Below are 22,782 nucleotides of genomic sequence, written 5' to 3'. Positions count from 1 at the left end.
TCGGCCAGCATGATCACCCTGGCGATGATCGACAACCTCGCCAAACGCCTCACCGCCGAAACCACCCCAACCTGGCGAGACGACTAAACCCTCATAACTCACAAACTACGTGAATCAGACGTCCTCTGAGACAGCGCTGGGAGCCAGCCGGGAGGAGCCGGCGGGAGCGGGTCAGTCCTGGGTGATGTTCAAGGGGGTGGCGGACCGGGGGACGATCGCCGCCATGGCGACGGCCAGGATCGCGGTCGCGACACCGAGGGCGCCCAGAGCGGGGCGCAGGCCGCCGAGAGCGCCGGACAGACCGGTGATCAGGATCGGGGAGAGGAACTCGCCGACGAACAGGGATCCGGTCCACAGCCCGGTGCCCCGGCCACGTTCGGCGAAGCTCAGCCCGTTGGTGGCCCAGGTGAGCAGCACCGGCAGCAGCAGCCCGGTGCCCGCGCCGGTCAGCACCGCGCCCGCGGTGATCACCGGGATCGCGCCGCCACCGGCCCCGATGATCAGGAATCCGGCGGCCGACGATCCGAAGGCGACCGGCAGCAACGCGCGCGGCGTACGCCCGGAAAGTCTGGCGAAGGACCCGGCGGCGATCGCGGTGGCCAGCGACATGAGCGCGCTCAGCGCGCCGATCGTCGCGGTGGCCGTCACCCCGGCCTCGTCGAGGACGAACGAGAGTTCGACGATCAGCGCGTAGAACACGACGCCACCGGCCAGGGTGACCAGGCACGGCACACGCAGTTTCCGCCACGGCAGCGGGGGCAGCTTCCCGGTGCGCGCGACGCGCGCGGGCTGCCAGATCAACAGCTGCATGGGTACGGCGAGGAGCACCGCGACGGCGTAGAGCCAGAACGGGGTACGCCATCCGGCCGACCCGAGCGCACCGCCGATGCCGAGGAAGACGGTCGCCGACACCGACGCGAGCAGTGTCTGCAGTCCCAGGTAGCGGCTGCGGCGCGGCCCGGACCAGTAGTCGGCGATGAGCGTGGTGCAGCAGGTCATGATGGCCGCTTCGCAGAGTCCGACCAGGATCCGGCTGCCGATGATGGCACCCAGCGAGTCCAGGTGGAGCGGCGCCGTACCGAAGATGGTGTAGCCGACCATCGCGATGATCAGCACCCGTTTGCGGTCGACGGCGTCGGCGATCAGCCCGGCGAACGGCGCGGTCAGGCCGATGATCAGCGCCGGTACGGTGAGGACGATCGGCACCAGCACGCCCGCGCCGGGTACGCCGGCGAAGTGGTCGGTCATCTGTGGCAGCACGGGTGCGATGAGCACGGCCCCGAGGACGGAGAGGCAGCTGCCGGCGAGGAGCAGCACGAGTTGCGGTAGGCCGGCGCGCCGTTCCGCGAGGACGGTGTCGGGCATGGACAGGCCCTTCGTGAGAGTGGTCCAGGTCACGTGTGGGCACTGACTATGGGGAGCGGGCGGTCGTCAGCGGAAGACGGAACCGCTGATGACGGCCATAACTCAGGCTGATGGGCGCAGTTCGGCGGCGGCGTCGAGGAGCAGCTCGCGCAGCCAGATGTGGGCCGGGTCGTTGCGGTACATCGGGTTCCACCAGAACGCCTCGGCGACCGGGACCACGTCGAACGGGCAGTCCAGGGCCCGGACCCCGGCGACCGGCCCGAGCAGCCGGGCCAGCCGTTCCTGGATGAGCGCGACCCGCCGGGTGCCGGCGACGAGGAACGGCATCTGGAGGAATCCGTCGACGACCAGGTCCACCCGGGCCTCGATGCCGAGCATCCGCAGTTGGCGTACGGCCGGGGCGAACGCGGTCGGGCGGTCGAACAGGACGACCCACGGCAGCGTCGCCAGCTGCTCCATGCTGACCGCGTCACCGACGTCGGGGTGGTCCTCGGCGACGATGCAGACCCAGCGATCGGTGTAGAGGTCCAGGTAGGGCAGTCCGGTCACGAAGCCGTGCGGGATGAACAGCCCGTCGGCGGTGCGCAGCGTGTCGGTGGCGTGGTCGACGGCGTACGGCGTGGTCTGCTGCAACCGCAACCGGGCCCGCGGGGCCCGCGCCGCGATCCGCCGGGCCAGCGGCGGCCCCAGCACGGTGGCCGCGTAGTCGGAGCTGACGATGGTGAACTCGCGGTCGAGCCCGGACGGGTCGAACTCGGCGGTGGCGTCGAAGACCCGGCGCACCCCGGCCAGCGCCGGCCCGGTGAGGGTGGCGACGCGGGTGGCGAGCGGGGTGAGGTCGTACCGGTTGCCGACCCGTACCAGCAGTTGATCGCCGAAGTGCCGGCGCAGGCGGCCGAGCGCCCCGCTGACGGCCGGCTGGCTGACGCCGAGCCGTTCCGCGGTCCGGGTCACGTTTCGCTCCCTGAGCAGGGCGTCGAGCGTGAGCAGCAGGTTGAGATCGAGGTTGGCGAGCACCCGGTCGACGGCCATCCCCGAACTATAAGCGTGGCCTATGGCTCCGATCATCAGTTCGAGCTTCCCTTATGGCCCGGCCGGACGGGACAGTGGTCCCCGTCACCGGGGTAACAGGGAGGAAACCGCCGTGCCAGCAGTTCGTGATGTTCTGGTCGTCGGTGGCGGCGCCGCCGGTGCCGCCGCGGCGATCCTGCTCGCCGAGGGCGGTGTGACGGTCGACCTGGTCGACCTCAAACCCGACGTGGCGGCGCTCGGCTCCGGCATCACCCTCCAGGGCAACGCGCTGCGCGTCCTGCGCCGGCTGGGCGTCTGGGAACGGATCGCGGCCGAGGGGTACGCGTTCGACACGCTCGGCCTGCGCGCCCCCGACCCGGCCGGCACGCTGATCGCCGAGCTGACCGACATCCGTACCGGCGGCGCGGACCTGCCCGCCACGCTCGGCATGTACCGGCCCACGCTGGCCCGGATCCTGATCGACCGGGCCGCCGCGGCCGGCGTGCGGATCCGGTTCGGCACCTGCCCGGCCGGGCTCACCCTCGACGGCGAGGTCACCTTCGCCGACGGTGAGAAGCGGCGGTACGACCTGGTGATCGGCGCCGACGGCCTGCGCTCGTGGACCCGCCGCCGGTTGGGCATCGACGTCGAGCCGCAGCCGGTCGGCATGGGCATCTGGCGGACCTTCACGAAGCGGCCCGCGTCGGTCACCCGCACCGACCTCTTCTACGGCGGGCCCGCCTACATCGCCGGGTACTGCCCGACCGGGCCGGACTCGATCTACGCCTACCTGGTCGAGGACGCGCAGGACCGGTTCAGCCTGTCACCGGAGGAGGCCCTCGCCACCATGCGGGAGCTGGCCGGGGCGTACCACGGGCCGTGGGACGAGATCCGGGAGACGCTCACCGACCCGGCCCGGGTCAACTACACCGCCTTCGAGAGCCACCTCATCGACGGTCCCTGGCACCGGGGGAACGTGGTGCTGATCGGCGACGCGGCGCACAGCTGCCCGCCCACCCTGGCCCAGGGCGCCGCGCAGGCCCTGGAGGACGCCGCCGTCCTGGCCGAGCTGCTGCTGCGCGAGGACGCGCTCACCGGCGACCTGTGGCAGGAGTTCACCGGCCGCCGCCTCGGCCGGGCGAGAACCGTCGTCGAGGCCTCCCTGCAACTCGCCCGCTGGCAGCTGGCCCACGAGCGCGGCGACGTCCCCGGCCTGATGGCCCGCGTCGCGCACCTGGTCGCCGAGCCCGCCTGAAAGGAAACAGACATGTCCGACGAGCGACTCATCACCCACCTGCGGCACGTCGACCTGGCGGTGCCCGACTACGACCGGCAGTTCGCGTTCTACACGACCATGTGGGGGCTGGAGCCGGAGACCACCGACGACGGCATCGCCTTCCTGGCCGCGGCCGGCTCCCCGGAGCAGTATTCGGTCCGGTTGCGCCGGGCCGCCGAGAAGCGGCTCGACCTGATCGCGTTCGGCGCGGCGAACGAGGCCGACGTGAACGCGCTGGCCGAGCGCCTGGGCCGGTCCGGGGTGACGCTGGTGTGCGAGCCCGGCCGGCTGCTCACCCCGGGCGGCGGGTACGGCTTCCGCTTCTTCGACATCGACGGCCGTACCGTCGAGGTGTCCTCGGACGTCGAGGTCCGGCAGCACCGGAAGGTGGCCGAGGGCGAGTCCGTCCCGGTCAAGCTCTCGCACGTGGTGATCAACTCGCCGAACCCGGAGGCGACCGTCGCCTTCTACGGGAGACACCTCGGCTTCGCGCTCTCCGACACCCTGATGCACCCGCGGATGGGCGAGATGATGTGGTTCCTGCGGACCAACCGCTGGCACCACAGCCTGGCCGTCGCCCGCGGTCCGCACGTCTCCCTGCACCACGCGTCGTTCGAGATGCGCGGCGTCGACGAGTACATGCGCGGCACCGGCCGGCTGCTGCGCGGCGGCGTCGAGAAGGTGTGGGGCCCCGGGCGGCACATGGCCGGGAACAACACCTTCAGCTACTTCCTCGACCCGCACGGCAACACCATCGAGTACACCACCGAGCTGGAGGAACTCGACGAGGACACCTGGCACCCGCACATCTACGACTTCTCCGACCCGGCGGTCAGCGACCAGTGGGGCACCGCGAACCCGATGAACGAGTTCGTGGCGAAACAGTCGTTCAACGACGTCGACCGGGGGCTCTTCGTCGCCCCGCCGGTCTGAGGAGAACCATGAGGATCGCGACATTCCGCCACGACGGCCGGGTCCGTACCGGCGTCGTCGACGGGGATCGGGTGGTGCCGTTCCGCGGTGACCCCACGATGCTGGAGATCATTTCCGCCGGCGTCGATGCGTTCGAGAGCGCTCCGGGCGTACCCCTCGAAAAGATCCGCCTGCTGGCGCCGCTGAAACCCGCCTCGCTCCGCGACTTCGTCGCGTTCGAGGAGCACGTCGAGGGGGTCCGGCGCAGCGTCGACGACGCGAGCGGCGTTCCGGATGCCTGGTACGCCGCGCCGACCTTCTATTTCACGAATCCGCACACGATCCTCGGCCCGGACGACGACGTGCCGTTCCCGGCCGCGTCGACGGCGCGCGACTTCGAGCTCGAGGTCGCCGCCGTGATCGGCCCGGACCGGCGGATCTTCGGTTACACGATCTTCAACGACTGGTCGGCGCGCGACCTGCAGAGCCGGGAGATGAGGGTGAGCCTCGGCCCGGCCAAGGGCAAGGACTTCGCCGGCACGCTCGGCCCGTGGATCGTCACCGCCGACGAGCTGGAGCGCTTCAAGGACGAGGACGGCTTCCTGGAGCTGTGGTGCACCGCGCAGGTGAACGGCGCCGAGGTCGGCCGGGATCTGCTCGGCAACATGGGCTGGACCTTCGAGACCATGATCGACTACGCGGCCCGGGACAGCCGGGTCCTCCCCGGTGACGTGCTCGGATCCGGGACCGTCGGCAACGGCGGCTGCCTGGCCGAGCTGTGGGGCCGCAACGGGAGACAGGATCCGCCGCCGCTGCGGGACGGCGACACCGTGACATTGACCGTCGAGGGCATCGGCAGCCTGACGAATCGCATCGTCTCCGGCCCCCGGGCCGCGGAGATCCCGCCCGTGCGCCGCCGTGACCCGGCGACCGCGCGCAACGAGAGGCAGCACTGAATGTTCGAGTATTTTCCCGGCAACTACGTCTGGAACCTGGGCGTGGTCGCCACCCTGAACAGCGGCGGGCTGATCGACGAGGTGGACCGTGCCTGCCGCCCGATCAAGGAGCTGGCCGCGCAGGGCTCGGACGTCGGGACGGCCGAGTTCATGGCCTCCTGGGCGGCGGTTGCGGAGGACCTCGCGACCCAGGCGGCGGCCGACGAGGCGGCCGGCCACACCCGCACGGCGGGGCAGAAGTACCAGCGGGCCACCAACTACCTGGCCCAGGCCGAGCGCATGCAGAGCGCCACGTCGCCCGGCCGGCGCGCGGTCTACCAGCGGCTGCTGGACCTTCAGCGGAAGGCGTTCGACCTGATCGACCCGGCGACGACGCGGGTTTCGATCCCGTTCGAGGGCTCGCTGCTTCCGGCCTACTTCAAGAAGGCCGTCGAGGGTCCCGCGCCGACGATCATCCTGTGGAACGGGCTCGACTCGACCAAGGAGCACATGTACGCCTCGGGGTTCGCGCACGAACTCGCCGCCCGGGGTGTCAACACGCTGATGGTCGACTGTCCCGGCAGTGGGGAGGCGCTGCGCTTCCTCGGGCTGACGTCCCGGGTCTCGACCGAGGACTGGGCGGCCGCGTGCGTCGACTACCTGCTCACCCGAGACGACGTCGTCTCCGGGAAGATCGGGCTGGTGGGGTGGTCGCTCGGTGGCTACTACGCGCCCCGGGCCGCCGCGTTCGAGAAGCGGCTCGCCCTCTGCGTCGCGTGGGGAGCCAACCACGACTGGGGCGCCGTGCAGAAACGCCGGCTGGAACGCGAGGGTGAGAACCCGGTGCCGCACTACTGGGACCACGTGCTCTGGGTATGGGGCGAGGACGACCTCGGCACGTTCATCGAGAAGGCCGAGGCGGTCAACCTGGACGGGGTGGTCGAGAAGATCACCGTGCCGTTCCTGATCTGCCACGGCGAGAACGACCGGCAGATCCCGTTGGAGTACGCGCACCGCTCCTACGAGCAGGCGGTCAACTCGCCGAGACGGGAGCTGCGGATCTTCACGGCCGCCGAGGGCGGGGCCGAGCACATCGGGCTCGACCACTTCGCGCACGTGCAGACGTACATCGCCGACTGGGTGTCCGATGTTCTCGAGAACTGACCCGGAGGGCGCCATCGCCGCGGCCGCGCGCCGGTGTTCCAACTGGGGACGGTGGGGCCCGGACGACGTACGCGGAACCATGAACTTCCTGACCCCCGGCAAGCGCAGGGAGGCCGCGGCGCTGATCCGCCGCGGCGTCTCCTTCTCCCTGTCGCAGTCGTTCGACGCGAACGGGCCGCAGAAGGGCTGGCGGCGCCGCACCAACCCGGTGCACACCATGCTCGACACCGGCACCGACGCGGCGGCCGGCGTCCAGGGGTTCCCGCACGGCATCGGCGGCGCCGACGACGTCATCGCCATGCCGTTGCAGTGCTCCACCCAGTGGGACGGGCTCGGCCACATCTTCGACCACGGCCAGGCCTGGAACGGCCGTCGCGCCGCCGACGTGGTGACCAGCCTCGGCGACGCGAAGACCGGCATCGAGACGGTCGCCGACGTGATCGCCGGGCGTGGGGTGCTGCTCGACTTCGGCGATCTCCCGGACGGCTTCGCGATCCGTGCGGAGCATCTGGACTCGCGGGCCGCGGACCAGGGTGTGGAGATCGGCCGGGGCGACATCGTCCTGGTACGCACGGGACAGCTCGCCCGGGCCCGCCGCGACGGCTGGGGCCACTACGCCGGAGGGCCGGCCCCCGGTCTGTCGTTCGAGACCGCCGACTGGCTGCACCGCACCGAGATCGCGGCGATCGCCACCGACACGTGGGGGTTCGAGGTGCGGCCCAACGAGTTCGACGACGCGTTCCAGCCGCTGCATCAGGTGGCCATCCCGCACATCGGCCTGTTCATCGGCGAGATGTGGGACCTGGACGCGCTCGCGCTCGACTGCGCCGCCGACGGGGTCTACGAGTTCTGGCTGACCGCCGCCCCGCTGCCGATCACCGGGGCGGTCGGCTCGCCGGTCAACCCGATAGCCGTCAAATAGGCGGCGGGGCGGGCCCGCGGACTCAGGCGGTGGCGGCCACCGAGTCCGCGGGGGCCTCGCGGCGCCGGGCCACCCAGCGCTCGAAGATCAGTGTGGTGAGCGGCGGAATCGACGCCGCGAGGCCGAACAGGGTGCGCCACGGCGACCACCGCTCGGCGCGCGCCACCCACAGCGTGGCCACCAGGTAGGCGACGAACAGCGCCCCGTGCAGCCGGCCGAACAGCCACACACCGGCCTCGGTGGTCTCGGTGACGTGCTTCAGATACATCCCGACGAGCAGGCCCGTCCACGAGAACGCCTCGGCGATCGCGGTGATCCTGAAGATCCGGAACGGTGGCACGCGTGAACTCCTCTTCCCAGTCGGCCCCCGGAGACTACGGGCGCGAAGATGAGCGTTTGCTGTGGGGATGATTCGTCCCTTTCCGGGTATCTGGCCAGGCGTTCCATCCACCGTTTCCACCGAGGAGGACCCAGCCGTGCCGGACATCGTGGAGATCATCAAACAGCAGCACCGACAGGTCGAGGATCTGCTCACCCGGGCCGAGGAGGGCGGCACCGACCGGGCCGAGCTGATGCAGGAGGTGGCCCGGATGCTCCTGCCGCACTCCGCGGCCGAGGAGGACTTCGTCTACCCGGCCATCCGCGACCTGGCCGCCGACGAGGGCGAGGAGGTCAAGGACGGTTCCACCGAGCATCACCAGGTCGAGGAGATGCTGCAGAACCTCCTGCGGGGCGACCCCGGCGACCCCGGCTACGGCGGCACGATCGCGGCCATCGCGGGCGAATTGCGCCACCACGTACAGGAAGAGGAGGAGGACCTGCTCCCGGTCCTGGAGAAGCGGCTCGCCGCCGACGAGCGCGAGGAGATGGGCCGCCGTTTCGCCGAGGCCACGACGGGTTCCCTCCCGGACGGCGACGACCACCACGCCGCCACCCGCAAGGAGCTGTACGAGAAGGCGAAGGAGCAGCACATCACGGGCCGCTCCCGGATGAGCAAGCAGGAACTCGCCGAAGCCGTCGGCGAATCCTGATTCGCCGGGGTGGGCCGGTCCCACCGTCGGGCCGCCCGATCGGGTGAGTGACGGCCGTCTCAGCCGGAGCCCTCGGGTTCGCGCCCCACGGCTCCGGATCGCCGGATAATCGAGGGGTGGGGGAAGCGAGATCATCGGAGCGGATGCGGCCGTGCCGTCGCTGCGGCCATCCCACCCGGGTGGACCGCATGATCCAGGGGTATGGGCGCAACTGTGCCGCCATCATGGGCCTGATCGGGGGTTCGGTGGACACCGGGCACTCCGGTCCCGACCTGTTCGACCTGATGGAGATCGAGCCGGAGGACAGCTGCGACGGCTGGGACCGGCCGGCCGACGCCGGGATCGCTATTTCTCGCCGACGCCGCCCAGGGTCACGAACAGGGCGAGGTCGCTGAGCGGCTCGTCGTCCTCCGGGTCGGGCCGCCACTGCGGGCAGTAGACCAGGCCCGGCTCCACCAGCCGCCACCCGGCGAAGAGCCGCTCCACCGCGGCGGGTTCGCGTGGCGTCAGTGGTGTCTCGGTGCGGTTGTAGAGCGCGGTGAACCGTTCCGTCAGGTCGGTGTGGTCGCCGGGCGTGACGTGTGAGATCGCCAGGACGCTGCCGGGCGTGGCCGCCTCCCGGTAGGTCGCCAGCGCCGCGTCCAGGGCCGGCCCGTCCGGCAGGAAGTGCAGCACGCTGCTCAGGAGCACGGCGACCGGCTGGTCCAGGTCGAGCAGGTCCCGGATCTCCGGCTCGTCCAGCAGGGCGGCGGGCCGCAGCAGGTCACCGTGGACGGCCGCGGCCCGCGGGTCGTCGGCGAGCTGATGGCGGGCGTACAGGACGGCGGTGGGGTCGAGGTCGACGTGGACCACCCGGGCGTCGGGGGCCACGTCCCGGGCCGCCTCGCGCACGTTGTTGGCGCTCGGGATGCCGGAGCCGAGGTCGAGGAACTGCCGGATGCCGCGCCCGGCCGCGTACTTGACCGCGCGGCGCAGGAAGCCCCGGTTGGCGCGGGCGATCGCCGGGGTCTCGGGCACCAGTTCGATGGCCCGGGCGGCCACGGCGCGGTCCGAGGCGAAGTGGTGGGTGCCGCCCAGGAACAGGTCGGCGATGCGGGCCGCGCTGGGCCGGTTCGGGTCGATGGGCGGCTCGGCTCTGGTGTTCACGCCGAATACGTTTCCCGATTACCCCCAACCTCATGCCCGAAATATCCGGACAGAAGTACCGTGGAGGGCGGGAGGCATCGGTGGAGTCAACCGGGATCCCGGGGCTCCTCATCGACACCGCCCCGGACGCGATCATCGTGAGCCGCTCGGACGGCACCATCAGCATGGCCAATCGCCGCGCGCACGAGATGTTCCGCTACACGACCGAGCCGCTCGTCGGCCGTACCCTCGATGATCTGATCCCGGAGGGTGTGCGCGACCCCGATCCGCTTCCGCTGCGGCGGCTGCCGCTTCGCGGCACGCGCTGCGACGGCACCGTCTTTCCGGTCGAGGTCTCGCTCTCCGCGGTGCGGGCGCCGGACGGCGAGAGGTACGTGACCGCGGTCCTGCGCGACGACACGGTGCAACGGGAGGCGGCCCGCAACCGCGCGCTGCTCGCGTCGATCGTGCAGTCCTCGCACGACGCGATCGTCACCACCGACCTGGACGGCCGCGTGCTGTCCTGGAACCCGGGCGCCGTGACCCTCTACGGTCACCCGGCGGCCGACATGATCGGCAAGTCGATCGACGAGATCATCCCGGCCGAGCGGCAGGCCGACGAGAAGCAGGTCCGGCTGCTGGTGCGGCTGGGCGGCCGGGTGGACCGCTACCGCAGCGTCCGGCGTACCGCCACCGGCGAGATCATCGCGGTGTCGACGCTGGTGTCCCCGCTGCTCGACGAGCACGGCACGATCATCGGTACCACCAGCATCACCCGCGACATCAGTGACCGGGAGCGGGCCGAGGCCCGGGTGCAGGCGATCCTCGACGCGGCGCCGGACGCGGTGCTCGGCGTCGCCGAGTCAGGCGAGATGGTGCTGGTCAACGCCGAGGCCGAGCGGCTGTTCGGCCACACCCGGTACGACCTGCTGCACATGTCGCTGCACCGGCTCCTGCCGGACGGGCTGCCGATCGCCTCGGCGGTGCTGCGGACCGGCGAGGACACCACCCCGCTGGACTCCGAACGCGCCGCCACCGGCGAGGCCGACCAGCGCTGGGCCACCCGCCGCGCGATCGGCCGCAGCGGCACCGAGATCCCGGTCGACATCGCCTGCAGCGCCCTGCACACCGACAGCGGCGTGGTGACCGTGGCCGTGGTCCGCGACATCGGCGACCGCCTGGCCGCCGAGGAGGAACGGCGCCGGCTGCGGGAGGAGGCCGAGAAGCAGCGCCTGGAGGCCCGGATCCAGCAGACGCAGCGGCTGGAGAGTCTCGGGCAGCTGGCCGGCGGCATCGCCCACGACTTCAACAACCTGCTCGCGGTGATCCTCAACTACGCGTCGTTCATCATCGAGGACTCCGCCGGCACCCCACCCGCCACGGACGCCGAGCAGATCGCCCGGGCCGCCCGCCGGGGCACCGACCTCACCCACCAGCTGCTCGCCTTCGCCCGGCGGGAGGTGATCCGGCCCCGGCCGCTGAACCTGAACAACGTGGTCACCGAGGTGCACCAAATGCTGAGGCGGTCGCTCGGCGAGCACATCACCCTGACCGTACGGACCCCGGACGGCCTGCCCTCGGTGATGATGGACCCGGGCCAGATGGAGCAGGTGCTGATCAATCTGGCGGTGAACGGCCGGGACGCGATGCCGACCGGCGGCCGGCTCACCATCGACACCGCCGCGGTCGACGTGGACATCGAGCACACCGCCGCCCAGGCCGGGCTTCCACCGGGCCGGTACGTGCGCCTGCGCGTCTCCGACACCGGCACCGGCATGCCCCGGGAGGTGATCGACAAGGTGTTCGAGCCGTTCTTCACCACGAAGCCGAGCGGCCAGGGCACCGGCCTCGGCCTGGCCACCGTCTACGGGATCATCACCCAGGCCGGCGGGACCGTGCAGATCTACTCCGAGGTGGGCATCGGCACCACCTTCACGATCCTGCTGCCGGCCACCGACGTGGAGCCGCACGAGCAGGTCCCGGAGGATCCCGGCGTCGACCTGACCGGGCACGGCGCGAGCGTGCTGGTGGTCGAGGACGAGGACGCGCTGCGCGACGTGACCTGCCGGATCCTGCGGCGCGCCGGCTACACGGTGCTGGCCGCCGCCGGCGGCGACGAGGCGCTGCGGCTGGCCGCGGAGAACACCGTCGACGTCCTGCTCACCGACGTCATCATGCCGAACATGCTGGGCAAGGACCTGGCCGACGCGGTCCGCGAACGCTGGCCGGGCACCAGGGTGCTGTTCATGTCCGGGTACGCCCAGCCGGTCCTCACCACGCACGGCACCCTCTCCGCCGAGGTGCACCTGCTGGAGAAGCCGTTCACCAGCGTCGAGCTGATGCGCGCCCTGCACGAGGAGCTACAGGCCTGAACCGGAGGCGTCGAGGAGCCAGCCGATGCACGCGCAGACACCCAGCGTGACCGCGACCGTCAGGAGCGCCCACGCGGCCCTCGCCCCCGGGTAGCGCTGCGGAGGCGCTCCGAGCGCCCCGTGCAGGAAGGACAGCAGAGGAGCCCGGTACTCCAGTTCGACGGTCCGGCCCGGCAGGGCGAGCACCGTGACGTCGGCGGCGCCGATCCGGGACGGGAGCAGGTACGGCACGTGCACGTGGACGCGGTGTTCCCCGGACCCCACCGACTGCACGAACCGCCCCCAGCCGGCCGGCACCGCCTGCCCGTCGATCTCCAGCACCGGGGTGTAGAGCCGCAGCAGGAAGGCGAGTGGCGGGTACCGCAGGGTGACCGCGATCGACGCGCCGCCGTTGCGGCGCGCCGGATCGTCCGGCGGGAAGCCGGGGGAGAAGGGCCGATGGGGCGGGGCTTGTACGGCCAACGCTGAACCCTTTCCGAACGTCGCCCGGGCAGGATATGCGTTGTCCCGGGAGCGGGGAAACCCGATGAGTTCCACAGTGGACCGTGACAGGTCTCGATTCCGGCTAGGATGATCCCGGCCCGATCGCGCTCCCATCTCCGGAGGATGCCCCGTGACCAGCGACAAGGTGGATCAGACGACGGTCTCCTCGGCCCGCCGGTGGAACTACTGGCTCGGCGGCAAGGACCACTTCGAGGTGGACCGGGAGTCCGGCGACCGGATCGCCTCGGTGTACCCGGCCGTCCGCACCGCCGCGCAGCAGGGCCGGGCCTTCCACAACCGGGCGGTCCGTCACCTGGCCGAGGCCGGCATCCGCCAGTTCCTCGACATCGGCACCGGTCTGCCCGCTCCGCAGAACACGCACGAGGTGGCCCAGCGGGTCGCCCCGGACAGCCGGGTCGTCTACGTCGACAACGACCCGATGGTGCTCACCCACGCCCGCGCGCTGATGATCGGCGGCGCCACGACGTATGTCGACGCCGACCTGAAGGACCCGGCCGCCATCCTGGGCGCCGCCGAGCTGAAGGAGACCATCGACCTGGACCGCCCGGTCGGCATCCTGCTGCTCGCCGTCCTGCATTTCGTCGCCTCCGACGAGCAGGCCCGCGAGATCGTCGCCGACCTGCTGGCGGCGGTGCCGCCCGGCAGCTACCTGGTGGCCACCAACTCGACGAAGGACTTCGTCGACGCCGAGGCCGCCGCCCGCTACGACGCGATGCTCGCGGCCGGACACGTCGACGCCTGGCCGCGCGACCGGGCCACGTTCGGGCGCTTCTTCGACGGCCTGGAACTGGTCGAGCCGGGCATCGTGGCGATCAGCGACTGGCGCCCCGACAGCGAGAATCGCCCGGCGCCCTCCGAGGTCTCGATGTACGGCGCGGTCGCCCGGAAACCCTCCTGACCTTGCACGATGGTCGTATCGTCCGTGACGGGATCGTGTGGTGACGGCGATTTCTCAGCGTTCGTACAGCGGGCGTTGCTAGTTTTCCGGGGCACCTTTTTCTAGCGGGAGAACATCGTGGTCTTCAAGAAGTTGCTCGGTGCCATCGGAGTGGGCGGACCGAGCGTGGACACCGTGCTGTCCAACCCGAGCACCTACCCGGGCGCTCCCCTGACCGGCAATGTGAACCTGGTCGGCGGCACGCAGGACGCGAACATCGAGCACATCACCCTCGGCCTGATCACCCGGATGGAGGTGGAGGGCGGCGGCGGTGACTACTCGGCCGTCACCGACTTCCTGCGGGTCCCGGTCACCGGTCCGATGCGCCTGGCACCCGGCCAGCAGCTGTCGCTGCCGTTCCGCATCGACATGCCGTGGGAGACGCCGATCACCACGGTCTACGGGCAGACGCTGCGCGGCATGGTGATGGGCGTGCGCACCGAGGTGGCCATCGCCCGGGCGATCGACAAGGGCGACCTGGACCCGGTGCACGTGCACCCGCTGCCGATCCACCAGCGCATCCTGGACGCGTTCGCTCAGCTGGGCTTCCGCTTCAAGTCCGCCGACCTGGAGTACGGGCAGATCTACGGCGTCCACCAGACCCTCCCGTTCTACCAGGAGATCGAGTATTTCCCGCCCCAGCACTACGCGGCGGCCGGCATCAACGAGGTCGAGCTGACCTTCGTGACCAGCCCGCACCAGGTCGAGGTGGTGCTGGAGTTCGACAAGCGCGGCGGCCTGTTCACGCAGGGCCACGACACCTACGGCCGCTACACGGTCTCGCACGGCGACGCCGACACCACCGACTGGCGCCAGGTCGTCGACGGCTGGGTCCGCCAGGCGGTCGACCGCCGCAAGTCGATGCCGGGCTTCGGCGGGTATGGCGCGCCGCAGCCGGGTTACGGCCATCACGGTCACTACCGGCACGGGGGCCACGGTCACCATGGCCACTACCGGCGGCACGGTCACGGCATGGGCGGCGCCGCGATGGGCATCGCGGGCGGTCTGGCCGCGGGTTACCTCGCCGGCGAGGCGATCGAGGAGATCGGCGAGTCCTTCGAGGACTTCGGCGAGTGATCGGACCCGCGGCCGGCGGGTGAGTTCCGGCTGAGAAGGGCGAGGTGCGCTTGGTGCGCCCTCGCCCTTCCTTCGTTTGCGGTACGCCTCCGTGAGCCGTGCGTTGTCGCTGTTCAGCGGCGGTGACGGTGTCTGAACGGCTCATATCCCACTCACTCTATGGGAAATGTATGTGGCCTGGGTCACAAACCCGCTGACGTGGTGGTCATCGACGGCATACGTTGCTGGCATGAACCGAAGCAAGCGCCTGACCCGGCGCCGCTTCGTCGACTACCTCCGGGTGTGTACCTGCGCCTGTTGAGACGGACGGCGAAGCCGCCGCACCGCCTGTCACACCGATCGTGAACCTGCCCGCCTCCGTGCCGGCGCGCTGAATCCTGCCTGCGATACGCCGACGGCCCCGTGGCCGCCCGGCCGATGACACTTGCCCACTGCCACCGGCCCACCCGACAAGGAGCCCCCCGATGACCACCCGTAGATCCGCACTCGCCGCCGCGCTGGCCGGCGCCCTCGCCGTCACCACACTCGCCGCCTGCGGTGGATCCGGCTCGGCCGCCGCCCCCGGCGACCAGGTCAAGGAGCTGCGCTACCAGGGCAACGTCGGCGCCGTGAGCCTTCCCGAACTGGCCGCCGACCTGGGCTATCTGGGCGACCTCGAACTCAAGTGGATCGGCAACACGATCAGCGGCCCGCAGGACATCCAGGCGGCCACCACCGGCGACACCGACTTCGGCGGCGCGTTCAACGGCGCGATCGTGAAGCTCGCCTCCTCGGGCGCGCCGATCACCGCGGTGATCGGCTACTACGGCGTCGACGACGTCAACTTCAACGGCTTCTACGTCCTCGACGACAGCCCGATCAAGACCGCCAAGGACCTGATCGGCAAGAAGATCGGCGTCAACACCCTCGGCGCCCACTCCGAGGCGATCACCAAGACCTACCTGGCCAAGGAGGGTCTCACCGACGCGGAGATCAAGCAGGTCGAGCTGATCGTGGTGCCGCCGGTCAACACCGAACAGTCGCTGCGCGCCAAGCAGATCGACGTAGCCGCCCTCGGCGGCACGCTGCGCGACAAGGCACTCGAGCGGGGCGGCATCCACCCCCTCTACACCGACTACGACCTGCTCGGGAAGTTCACGGCGGGCAGCTACATCTTCCGCGACGACTTCATCAGGAAGAACCCGGACACGGTGAAGACCTTCGTCTCCGGCGTCGGCAAGGCCATCGAGTGGTCGCGCGCCACGCCGCGCGAAGAGGTCATCGCGAAGCTCCAGGAGATCATCAAGAAGCGTGGCCGCGAGGAGGACGACAGCCAGACCACGTTCTGGAAGAGCTACGGCGTCGCCGGCAAGGGCGGCGTGATCGAGGAGCGCGAGTTCAGCACCTGGATCGAGTGGCTGAACCGGTCCGGTGAACTGAAGAAGGACATCAAGGCCACCGACATCTACTCCAACGACTACAACTCGTTCGCCACCGGCGGTGCCGCATGACCGCCAAGATCGTGTTCGAGAACGTCGGCAAGACCTTCCAGGCCCGCGGCCGCACCGTCACCGCCCTCCAGAACATCAACCTCGAGGTACGCGACGGCGAGTTCCTGGTCATCGTCGGCCCCAGCGGCTGCGGCAAGTCCACCCTGCTGGACCTGCTCGGCGGCCTCAGCGAGATCTCCAGCGGCCGGATCCTGGTCGACGGCGCACCCGTCACCGGCCCCGGCCTGGACCGCGGCATCGTCTTCCAGCAGTACGCGCTGCTGCCGTGGCGCACCGCCCAGGGCAACGTCGAGTTCGGCCTCGAAGCCAAGGGCGTCGGGCGAAGGGAACGTGCCGAGAAGGCCCGCGACTACCTCGACCTGGTCGGCCTCGCCGGCTTCCACGACCGCTACCCGCACGAGCTGTCCGGCGGCATGAAGCAGCGGGTGGCGATCGCCCGCAGCCTCGCCTTCGACCCCGACGTGCTGCTCATGGACGAGCCGTTCGCCGCCCTCGACGCGCAGACCCGCGACGGCCTCCAGGACGAGCTGCTGCGGATCTGGGAGAAGACCGGCAAGACGATCGTGTTCATCACCCACGGCATCGAGGAGGCGGTCTACCTCGGCCAGCGCGTCGCCGTCCTGACCTCCCGGCCGGGCCGGATCAAGGAGGTCGTGGAGGTGCCGATCGACGCCCGGTCGGCCACCGAGGACCTGCGTTCCGACCCGCAGTTCACGCACTACCGCCACGAGATCTGGAGTCTGCTGCGCGACGAGGTCGACCGCGCCCGGAGTGAGGAGCTGGAGAGCAGCCATGTCTAGCATCACCGATGTCCCGGTCGTACTTCGGAAACGGGCCGCGCCGGTCCCCGCGTACGCCTGGTACCGCAGGAGCATCCGCCTGCTCACCGCCGTCCTCACCCGGATCGCGGCGATCGGCGTGCTCGCCCTGGTCTGGCAGTTCGCCCCGCAGTGGGAGACCGCGCCGGGCGAGTACCTGGTCGACCCGACGTTCCTGCCGCCGCTGTCCGAGGTGCTCGTCGCCTGGTGGGACCTGCTGGTCTCCGGCGAGCTGTGGGCGCACACCGAGGCCAGCCTGGTCCGCTCGGCCGCCGGATTCGGCCTGGCCATCCTCATCGCGGTGCCGCTCGGCCTGCTGATCGGCTGGTACAGCCCCATCGCCAACCTGCTGAACCCGCTGCTCGAGGTGTTCCGCAACACCGCGGCACTGGCCATCCTGCCGGTGTTCGTGCTGATCCTGGGACTCGGCGAAACCTCCAAGATCTCGATCATCCTGTACGGCTGCACCTGGCCGATCCTGCTGAACACGGTCAGCGCCGTCCGTACCGTCGATCCGCTCTTGATCAAATCGGCCCGGTCGCTGGGACTCGGCCCGGTGCGGCTCTTCCAGAAGGTCGTGCTCCCGGCCGCCGTGCCGACGATCTTCACCGGGATCCGGCTGGCCGGCGCCGCCTCGATCCTCATCCTGATCGCCGCCGAGATGGTCGGCGCGAAAGCCGGCCTCGGCTACCTCATCAACTACGCCCAGTACAACTTCGCGGTCCCCGACATGTACGCCGGAATCATCACGATCTCCGCCATCGGCCTGATCGTGAACCAGCTGCTGATCGTCACCGAGCGCCGCTTCTCCACCTGGCGCACCAACTGAGCCCCCTCCTCGGAAAGGAACCGCACATGAGCATCGACATCACGCGCCTCGGTGGCCGGATCGGAGCCGAGATCTCCGGCGTCGACCTTCGTACCCCGGTGGACGAGGTCACCGCCAAGGAGATCCACGACGCCCTGGTCGAGCACAAGGTCCTGGTCTTCCGCGGCCAGCACCTCGACGACGAACAGCACCAGCGGTTCGCCTCCATCTTCGGCCCGCTGACCCTGGCCCACCCGACCGTCCCGTCCGTCGACGGCCAGGCCAACGTGCTGGAGGTGGCCGGAGCCGAGGGCGCCCGCGCCAACGCCTGGCACACCGACGTCACCTTCGTGGTCGCCCCGCCGAAGGCCACCACCCTGCGCAGTCTCGTCATCCCGCCCTACGGCGGCGACACCCTGTTCGCCAACACCGCGGCCGCCTACACCGACCTGCCCGAGCACCTGCGGGTGCTGGCCGACCGGCTGTGGGCCGAGCACTCCAACGAATACGACTACGCCGAGCACCCGCAGTTCCGCTCGGCCGAGGTGGAGGAATACCACAAGGTCTTCGTCTCCACCCGCTACCGCACCGCCCACCCGGTGGTCCGCGTCAACCCCGACTCCGGGCAGCCGAACCTGTTCATCGGCAACTTCGTCACCGGGATCATCGGCCTGTCCCGTACCGAGTCCCGCGACATCCTGCGCCTGCTCCAGCACTACGTGACCCGCCCCGAGAACACTCTGCGCCACAAGTGGCAGGTCGGCGACATCGTGGTCTGGGACAACCGCACCACCCAGCACTACGCCGCCGACGACTACGGCGACCTGGCCCGCAAGCTGCACCGTGTCACCGTGGCCGGCGACGTCCCGGTCGGCACCGACGGCACCAAGAGCTACATCCTCGAGGGCGACGAGGCCACCCACTACACCCCGCAGGTGCAGTGATGACCCGTCCCGGACAGCTCCACCTCAACGCCTTCCTGATGAGCGTCGGCCACCACGAGGCGGCCTGGCGTCTTCCGGAGAGCGACCCGTACGCCGACCTGAACGTCGAGCACTTCAAGAACCTGGCCCGGATCGCCGAGCGCGGCAAGCTCGACTCGCTGTTCCTGGCCGACGTCCCGGTCATCTTCGACCAGGTGGGCCGCCGCCCGTCCGGCATCCTCGAACCGACCGTGCTGCTCACCGCCCTTGCCGGGGCCACGCAGCACATCGGGCTCATCGCCACGGCGTCCACCACCTACAACGAGCCCTACAACCTGGCCCGCCGGTTCGCCTCCCTGGACATCGTGAGCGGCGGCCGGGCCGGCTGGAACATCGTCACCACCGCCGGCCTCGACTCGGCCCGCAACTTCAACCTCGACGCGCTGCCCGCCCACCGGGACCGCTACGAGCGTGCCGCCGAGTTCGTCGACGTCTCCGTCAAGCTGTGGGACTCCTGGGACGACGACGCCATCGTCGCCGACAAGGAGGCCGGCGTCTGGGGCGACCAGGACCGGATCTACCCGCCGGCGCACAAGGGCCGGTACTACTCGGTGGCCGGAGCTCTCAACCTCCCGCGTTCCGCCCAGGGCCGCCCGGTGCTGGTCCAGGCGGGCTCGTCCGAGAACGGCCGCAACTTCGCCGCGAAGTACGCCGAAGCCGTCTTCACCGCACACCAGACCCTGCCGGACGCCCAGGAGTTCTACGACGACCTCAAACGCCGCGCCGCCGAACACGGCCGCGACCCCGACCGCGTCAAGATCCTCCCCGGGATCGTGCCCCTGATCGGCGCCACCGAGTCGGAGGCGCGCGAACTCGAGGCCGAACTCGAGCGCCTGATCCGCCCCGAATACGCCCTCACCCAGCTCGCCGACCTGCTCGGCGTCGACCCGGGCGAACTCTCCCTCGACGCCCCGCTTCCGGCGAGCCTGCCGGAGGAGGAGCAGATCGAGGGCGCCAAGAGCCGCCGCACCCTGATCGTCAACCTGGGCCGCCGCGAGAACCTCACCGTCCGCGAACTGATCGGCCGCCTCGGCGGAGGACGCGGCCACCTGACCTTCGCCGGAACCGCCGTCCAGGTAGCCGACAAGCTCGAGCACTGGTTCGAGTCCGGAGCCGCCGACGGCTTCAACATCATGGCCCCGGTCCTGCCCTCCGGCCTGGCCGCCTTCGTGGACCAGGTGGTCCCGATCCTCCAGGAACGAGGCCGCTTCCGAACCGCATACACCGGCCAGACACTGCGCGAACACTACGGTCTGCCCCGCCCCGCCAACACCAACACCGCCAACCGCCCAACCGCCCTCCTCCCCTAAAACCCCCACCCGCCCAGCGCGGCCGCGCGACCCCCACCCAGCGCGGCCGCCCGGGCCCGTTCCACAACACCTCGCTCAGCCGCTCCGCCCGGCGCGGTTGCGCGGGGCGTTCCGCAACCTCCGCCCAACCGCCCTCCTCCCTCAAGACCGCCCACCCAACCAACGTGGCTGCGCGTCACCCACCCGGCGCGGCTGCCCGGGACTGTTCCGCAACACCCCGGGCCGCTTCGCCCGGCGCGGTTGCGCGGGGCCGTGCCGCAACACCCCGCCCAGCCGCTCTGCCCGGTGCGGTTGCGCGGGCCGTCCCACAACACCCCGCTCGGCCGCTCGGATAGGCCACGTTGCTCGGCGTGGCCGGGTGGGATGACGGCTCTGCAACTCCATGCTCGGCCGCCCGGGTAGGCCGCCTTCCGTGGCGATGCTCGACGCGGCCGGGCAGGGGATGGGGTTCCGCAACACCCGCATGATCGCCCGGCGGCGGAACGGTGTTCCTCCTGGTCGTTCCGCCGCCGGTCCGGTGTCCCCGTTCGGGCGCCCCGGCCGTACCGATGGAAGGTTTTGATCTTGAAACCCGGCGCCGTGCTCGGCGGTCTCTGCCTCGCCACGACGGCCTACTCGGTCCTGCAGTCACTCGTCGTGCCCGCCCTCGGCGTCTTCCAGGACGAGCTGAGCACCACCCCGTCCGCGACGGCCTGGCTGCTCACTGCCTTCCTGCTGAGCGCCTCGATCTCTACACCGGTGCTCGGCCGGCTCGGCGACATCTACGGCAAATGCCGCATCTTGGTCATCGCCCTCACCGCCATGAGCCTCGGCGCCCTCACCTCCGCACTCGCCTCCGACCTTCCTGTCATGGTCGCCGGCCGGGTCGTGCAAGGCCTCGGCGGCGCCGTCTTCCCCCTCTGCTTCGCCCTGGTCAGAGAACACCTCCCGGCGCCCGGCCGCCCTCGCGCCTTCGTGATCATCTCCACCGTGATGAGCGTCGGCGGCGCCGTCGGCACTATCACCGCCGGTCCCATCCTGAGCCTGCTGTCCTCCCGCTGGCTGTTCCTGATCCCCGCCATGGTCTCCGCGCTCGCGATCATCCCGGTGGTCCTTCTCCTGCCGCGCGGCAAACGCGCGCCGCTCAACACCCGCATCGACTGGTACGGAGCCGCACTCCTCGCCACCTGGCTGGGTCTGCTGCTGCTGGCCATCAGCCGTTTCGGATCACCCGGCTGGCACTGGCCACTGATCGGCGCCACCATCCTGGCCCCGGCTTGGTGGCGCAGCCAGCGACGAGCCGACCAACCGCTCATCGACCTGCGCACCCTGGCCCTCCCGACCGTTCGCGCCACCAACGCGGCCACCCTTCTGCTCGGCTTCGGCATGTTCGGCTCCTGGATGGTCATCCCGCTACTGGTGGCCGAGAAGTTCGACGCCGGACCCAGCGTCGTCGGCCTGGTGATGGTGCCGACCGCCGTGGGCAATCTGCTGATCATGCGGGTCTACCGCCGCCTCACCGCACGCCAGGGACCACGCGCCGCCCTCGCCGCCGGCATCGCCATCGCCGGCTTCGCCTACGTCGCCCTCGCGGTCGGGCACCAGACCCTGGCGCAGGTCTGCCTGGGCATCCTCGTCATGGGCGCCGGCATCGGCCTGGCCTTCGCGGCGGTCGGCGCGCTCGTCGTCGAGGCGGTGCCGAGTGAGCAGACCGGGGTGTCCGCCGCCGTGAACACCGTCATGCGCACCGTCGGAGGCAGCCTCGGCACCGCGGTCGGCGGCTCGGTGCTGACCTTGTCGCCGGGCGAATCGTCCTACACCACCGTCCTGCTGCTCTACGCGGCCGCGCTGGCCGGCGCCCTGTGCTGCGCCATTCGGGTGCCGCGGCCGGTCACCGTATCCGGTGGGCCAGCCGAAGCTCGGACAGGTACCGCTTGACGATCCGCCCGCCGTGCTCCTCGTCGATCAGCCGTCCGATGCCCTTCAGCAGGGCGGACTGCTCTGGTCGTGGCATCGAGCGGGTGGTCGAGTAGGTGAGCAGCAGATCCAGATACTCCGAGGTCGTATAGGTGGCGTCCCACTCGTACCGATGGAAGGCCGCCGGGCCGAACCGATCCGATGCCTCGATCTCGGCATCGTCGTGCGGGATGTCCCGGGCCGGCTCCAAACGCAGATTCGGCGGGGTACGGGGGTCGTGACGCTCATATAACCGCTGCGCCGCCGCGAAGAACGCCTCGGTTCCGCCCTTGATGTGATGCGTCGCGACGGTGGCCAGCAACCCACCGATCCGCAGGGCGTCCGCTGACCGTGACACTCGCGTGGCCGGGTCGATCCAGTGGAAGGAGGTGGCCGCGAACACCACGTCGAACGGCTCCTCCGGCAGCGGCCACCCCTCGAAGGTCCCCGTCACGATCGTCACCGCGGGATGCTCCGCCAGGTTTCGCTGTGCCGCGGCCGCTAGCGAAGCACCGAGCTCGACCCCGATGATCCGGTAGCCGCGCTCGGCCAGTGACACCGTCGCCTTGCCCGTCCCGGGTCCGATCTCCAGCACCCGCGCGGGCGGTGGCGCCCCCGCGGCCGCCAGATCCTCGAAGATCTGCGGTGGATAGCCCGGTCTAGCCCGGTCATACCGCTCCGCGTCCTCGTCGAAGACCCGCCGCAATTCCGTGGTCATCCCCGCTCCCTCCATTGGCTTGGAACTCAGTCTGGCGCTTCTCGGTCTTTCGTGCCTGGCCCTGTGCATCCAGGGATCGCCCGTCCTAG

General features: G+C 70.5%; 21 protein-coding genes. 15 read left to right on the top strand and 6 right to left on the bottom strand.

The annotated features are described in order from the left end of the window. Positions 1-171: 171 nt before the first annotated feature. Entirely contained in the window at positions 172-1,365 is a 1,194-nt protein-coding gene (locus tag J5X75_RS42960; RefSeq protein WP_208473497.1) for an MFS transporter, read from the bottom strand. A 102-nt stretch (positions 1,366-1,467) separates the two neighbouring features. Continuing rightward, complete coding sequence (locus J5X75_RS42955; protein WP_208473496.1) at positions 1,468-2,397, bottom strand: LysR family transcriptional regulator; 930 nt, start codon at positions 2,395-2,397, stop codon at positions 1,468-1,470. A 112-nt stretch (positions 2,398-2,509) separates the two neighbouring features. On the opposite strand from J5X75_RS42955, the gene J5X75_RS42950 reads away from it, so the two are divergent. The 5 genes from J5X75_RS42950 to J5X75_RS42930 are packed head-to-tail and all read left to right on the top strand — an operon-like array spanning position 2,510 to position 7,585. Further along, entirely contained in the window at positions 2,510-3,631 is a 1,122-nt protein-coding gene (locus tag J5X75_RS42950) for an FAD-dependent monooxygenase (RefSeq protein WP_208473495.1), read from the top strand. Between the two features lie 12 nt (positions 3,632-3,643). Next, positions 3,644-4,585, top strand: a complete 942-nt coding sequence (locus J5X75_RS42945; RefSeq protein ID WP_208473494.1) for a VOC family protein — start codon at positions 3,644-3,646, stop codon at positions 4,583-4,585. A gap of 8 nt (positions 4,586-4,593) precedes the next feature. Further along, positions 4,594-5,520 carry a fumarylacetoacetate hydrolase family protein gene (locus tag J5X75_RS42940; protein ID WP_208473493.1) on the top strand — a complete coding sequence of 309 codons (927 nt, stop codon included), beginning with the start codon at positions 4,594-4,596 and terminating at the stop codon, positions 5,518-5,520. After that, positions 5,521-6,663 carry an alpha/beta hydrolase family protein gene (locus J5X75_RS42935; RefSeq protein ID WP_208473492.1) on the top strand — a complete coding sequence of 381 codons (1,143 nt, stop codon included), beginning with the start codon at positions 5,521-5,523 and terminating at the stop codon, positions 6,661-6,663. After that, positions 6,647-7,585, top strand: a complete 939-nt coding sequence (locus J5X75_RS42930) for a cyclase family protein (RefSeq protein ID WP_208473491.1) — start codon at positions 6,647-6,649, stop codon at positions 7,583-7,585. Before J5X75_RS42935 ends, J5X75_RS42930 begins: the two co-directional genes overlap by 17 nt. A 22-nt stretch (positions 7,586-7,607) precedes the next feature. Here the strand turns inward: J5X75_RS42930 and J5X75_RS42925 are convergent, their stop codons facing one another. Beyond that, positions 7,608-7,925 carry a DUF3817 domain-containing protein gene (locus J5X75_RS42925; protein WP_208473490.1) on the bottom strand — a complete coding sequence of 106 codons (318 nt, stop codon included), beginning with the start codon at positions 7,923-7,925 and terminating at the stop codon, positions 7,608-7,610. 136 nt (positions 7,926-8,061) lie between these two features. On the opposite strand from J5X75_RS42925, the gene J5X75_RS42920 reads away from it, so the two are divergent. Further along, positions 8,062-8,616: a hemerythrin domain-containing protein gene (locus J5X75_RS42920; protein ID WP_208473489.1), complete on the top strand. Its 555-nt coding sequence runs from the start codon at positions 8,062-8,064 to the stop codon at positions 8,614-8,616. 345 nt (positions 8,617-8,961) lie between these two features. Here the strand turns inward: J5X75_RS42920 and J5X75_RS42915 are convergent, their stop codons facing one another. Further along, on the bottom strand, positions 8,962-9,762 hold the full coding sequence (locus J5X75_RS42915; protein WP_208473488.1) for an SAM-dependent methyltransferase: 801 nt from the start codon (positions 9,760-9,762) through the stop codon (positions 8,962-8,964). Between the two features lie 80 nt (positions 9,763-9,842). Between J5X75_RS42915 and J5X75_RS42910 the strand changes: the two genes are divergently transcribed. Then, positions 9,843-12,113 carry a PAS domain S-box protein gene (locus tag J5X75_RS42910; RefSeq protein ID WP_208473487.1) on the top strand — a complete coding sequence of 757 codons (2,271 nt, stop codon included), beginning with the start codon at positions 9,843-9,845 and terminating at the stop codon, positions 12,111-12,113. On the opposite strand, the gene J5X75_RS42905 is transcribed toward J5X75_RS42910, so the two are convergent. Continuing rightward, complete coding sequence (locus tag J5X75_RS42905; RefSeq protein ID WP_208473486.1) at positions 12,102-12,575, bottom strand: hypothetical protein; 474 nt, start codon at positions 12,573-12,575, stop codon at positions 12,102-12,104. The genes J5X75_RS42910 and J5X75_RS42905 overlap by 12 nt on opposite strands. Before the next feature lie 151 nt (positions 12,576-12,726). On the opposite strand from J5X75_RS42905, the gene J5X75_RS42900 reads away from it, so the two are divergent. The 8 genes from J5X75_RS42900 to J5X75_RS42865 all read left to right on the top strand — a co-directional run bounded on the left by J5X75_RS42900 (position 12,727) and on the right by J5X75_RS42865 (position 21,957). Then, on the top strand, positions 12,727-13,515 hold the full coding sequence (locus J5X75_RS42900) for an SAM-dependent methyltransferase (RefSeq protein ID WP_208473485.1): 789 nt from the start codon (positions 12,727-12,729) through the stop codon (positions 13,513-13,515). Positions 13,516-13,632: 117 nt separating this feature from the next. Further along, positions 13,633-14,631, top strand: coding sequence for a sporulation protein (locus J5X75_RS42895; protein WP_208473484.1), 999 nt, complete (start codon positions 13,633-13,635; stop codon positions 14,629-14,631). A gap of 464 nt (positions 14,632-15,095) precedes the next feature. After that, a complete protein-coding gene (locus J5X75_RS42890) occupies positions 15,096-16,121 on the top strand; it encodes an ABC transporter substrate-binding protein (protein WP_208473483.1) in 1,026 nt (341 codons plus the stop codon). Beyond that, positions 16,118-16,921, top strand: coding sequence for an ABC transporter ATP-binding protein (locus J5X75_RS42885; RefSeq protein WP_208473482.1), 804 nt, complete (start codon positions 16,118-16,120; stop codon positions 16,919-16,921). The genes J5X75_RS42890 and J5X75_RS42885 overlap by 4 nt, the downstream gene beginning before the upstream one ends. Then, positions 16,914-17,768: an ABC transporter permease gene (locus J5X75_RS42880; protein WP_208473481.1), complete on the top strand. Its 855-nt coding sequence runs from the start codon at positions 16,914-16,916 to the stop codon at positions 17,766-17,768. Before J5X75_RS42885 ends, J5X75_RS42880 begins: the two co-directional genes overlap by 8 nt. A 26-nt stretch (positions 17,769-17,794) precedes the next feature. Beyond that, positions 17,795-18,691 (top strand): TauD/TfdA dioxygenase family protein, encoded by an 897-nt coding sequence (locus J5X75_RS42875; protein ID WP_208473480.1) that lies wholly within the window; start codon positions 17,795-17,797, stop codon positions 18,689-18,691. Beyond that, positions 18,691-20,040, top strand: coding sequence for an LLM class flavin-dependent oxidoreductase (locus tag J5X75_RS42870; RefSeq protein WP_208473479.1), 1,350 nt, complete (start codon positions 18,691-18,693; stop codon positions 20,038-20,040). Before J5X75_RS42875 ends, J5X75_RS42870 begins: the two co-directional genes overlap by 1 nt. A gap of 564 nt (positions 20,041-20,604) precedes the next feature. Next, positions 20,605-21,957: an MFS transporter gene (locus J5X75_RS42865; RefSeq protein WP_208473478.1), complete on the top strand. Its 1,353-nt coding sequence runs from the start codon at positions 20,605-20,607 to the stop codon at positions 21,955-21,957. Here the strand turns inward: J5X75_RS42865 and J5X75_RS42860 are convergent. Continuing rightward, positions 21,911-22,693, bottom strand: a complete 783-nt coding sequence (locus J5X75_RS42860) for a class I SAM-dependent methyltransferase (protein ID WP_238490989.1) — start codon at positions 22,691-22,693, stop codon at positions 21,911-21,913. The genes J5X75_RS42865 and J5X75_RS42860 overlap by 47 nt on opposite strands. Positions 22,694-22,782: the final 89 nt, after the last annotated feature.

The sequence above is a fragment of the Actinoplanes flavus genome (assembly GCF_017592555.1).
Taxonomy (GTDB): Bacteria; Actinomycetota; Actinomycetes; order Mycobacteriales; family Micromonosporaceae; genus Actinoplanes; species Actinoplanes flavus.
This window is presented reverse-complemented; position numbering and strand designations above follow the sequence as displayed.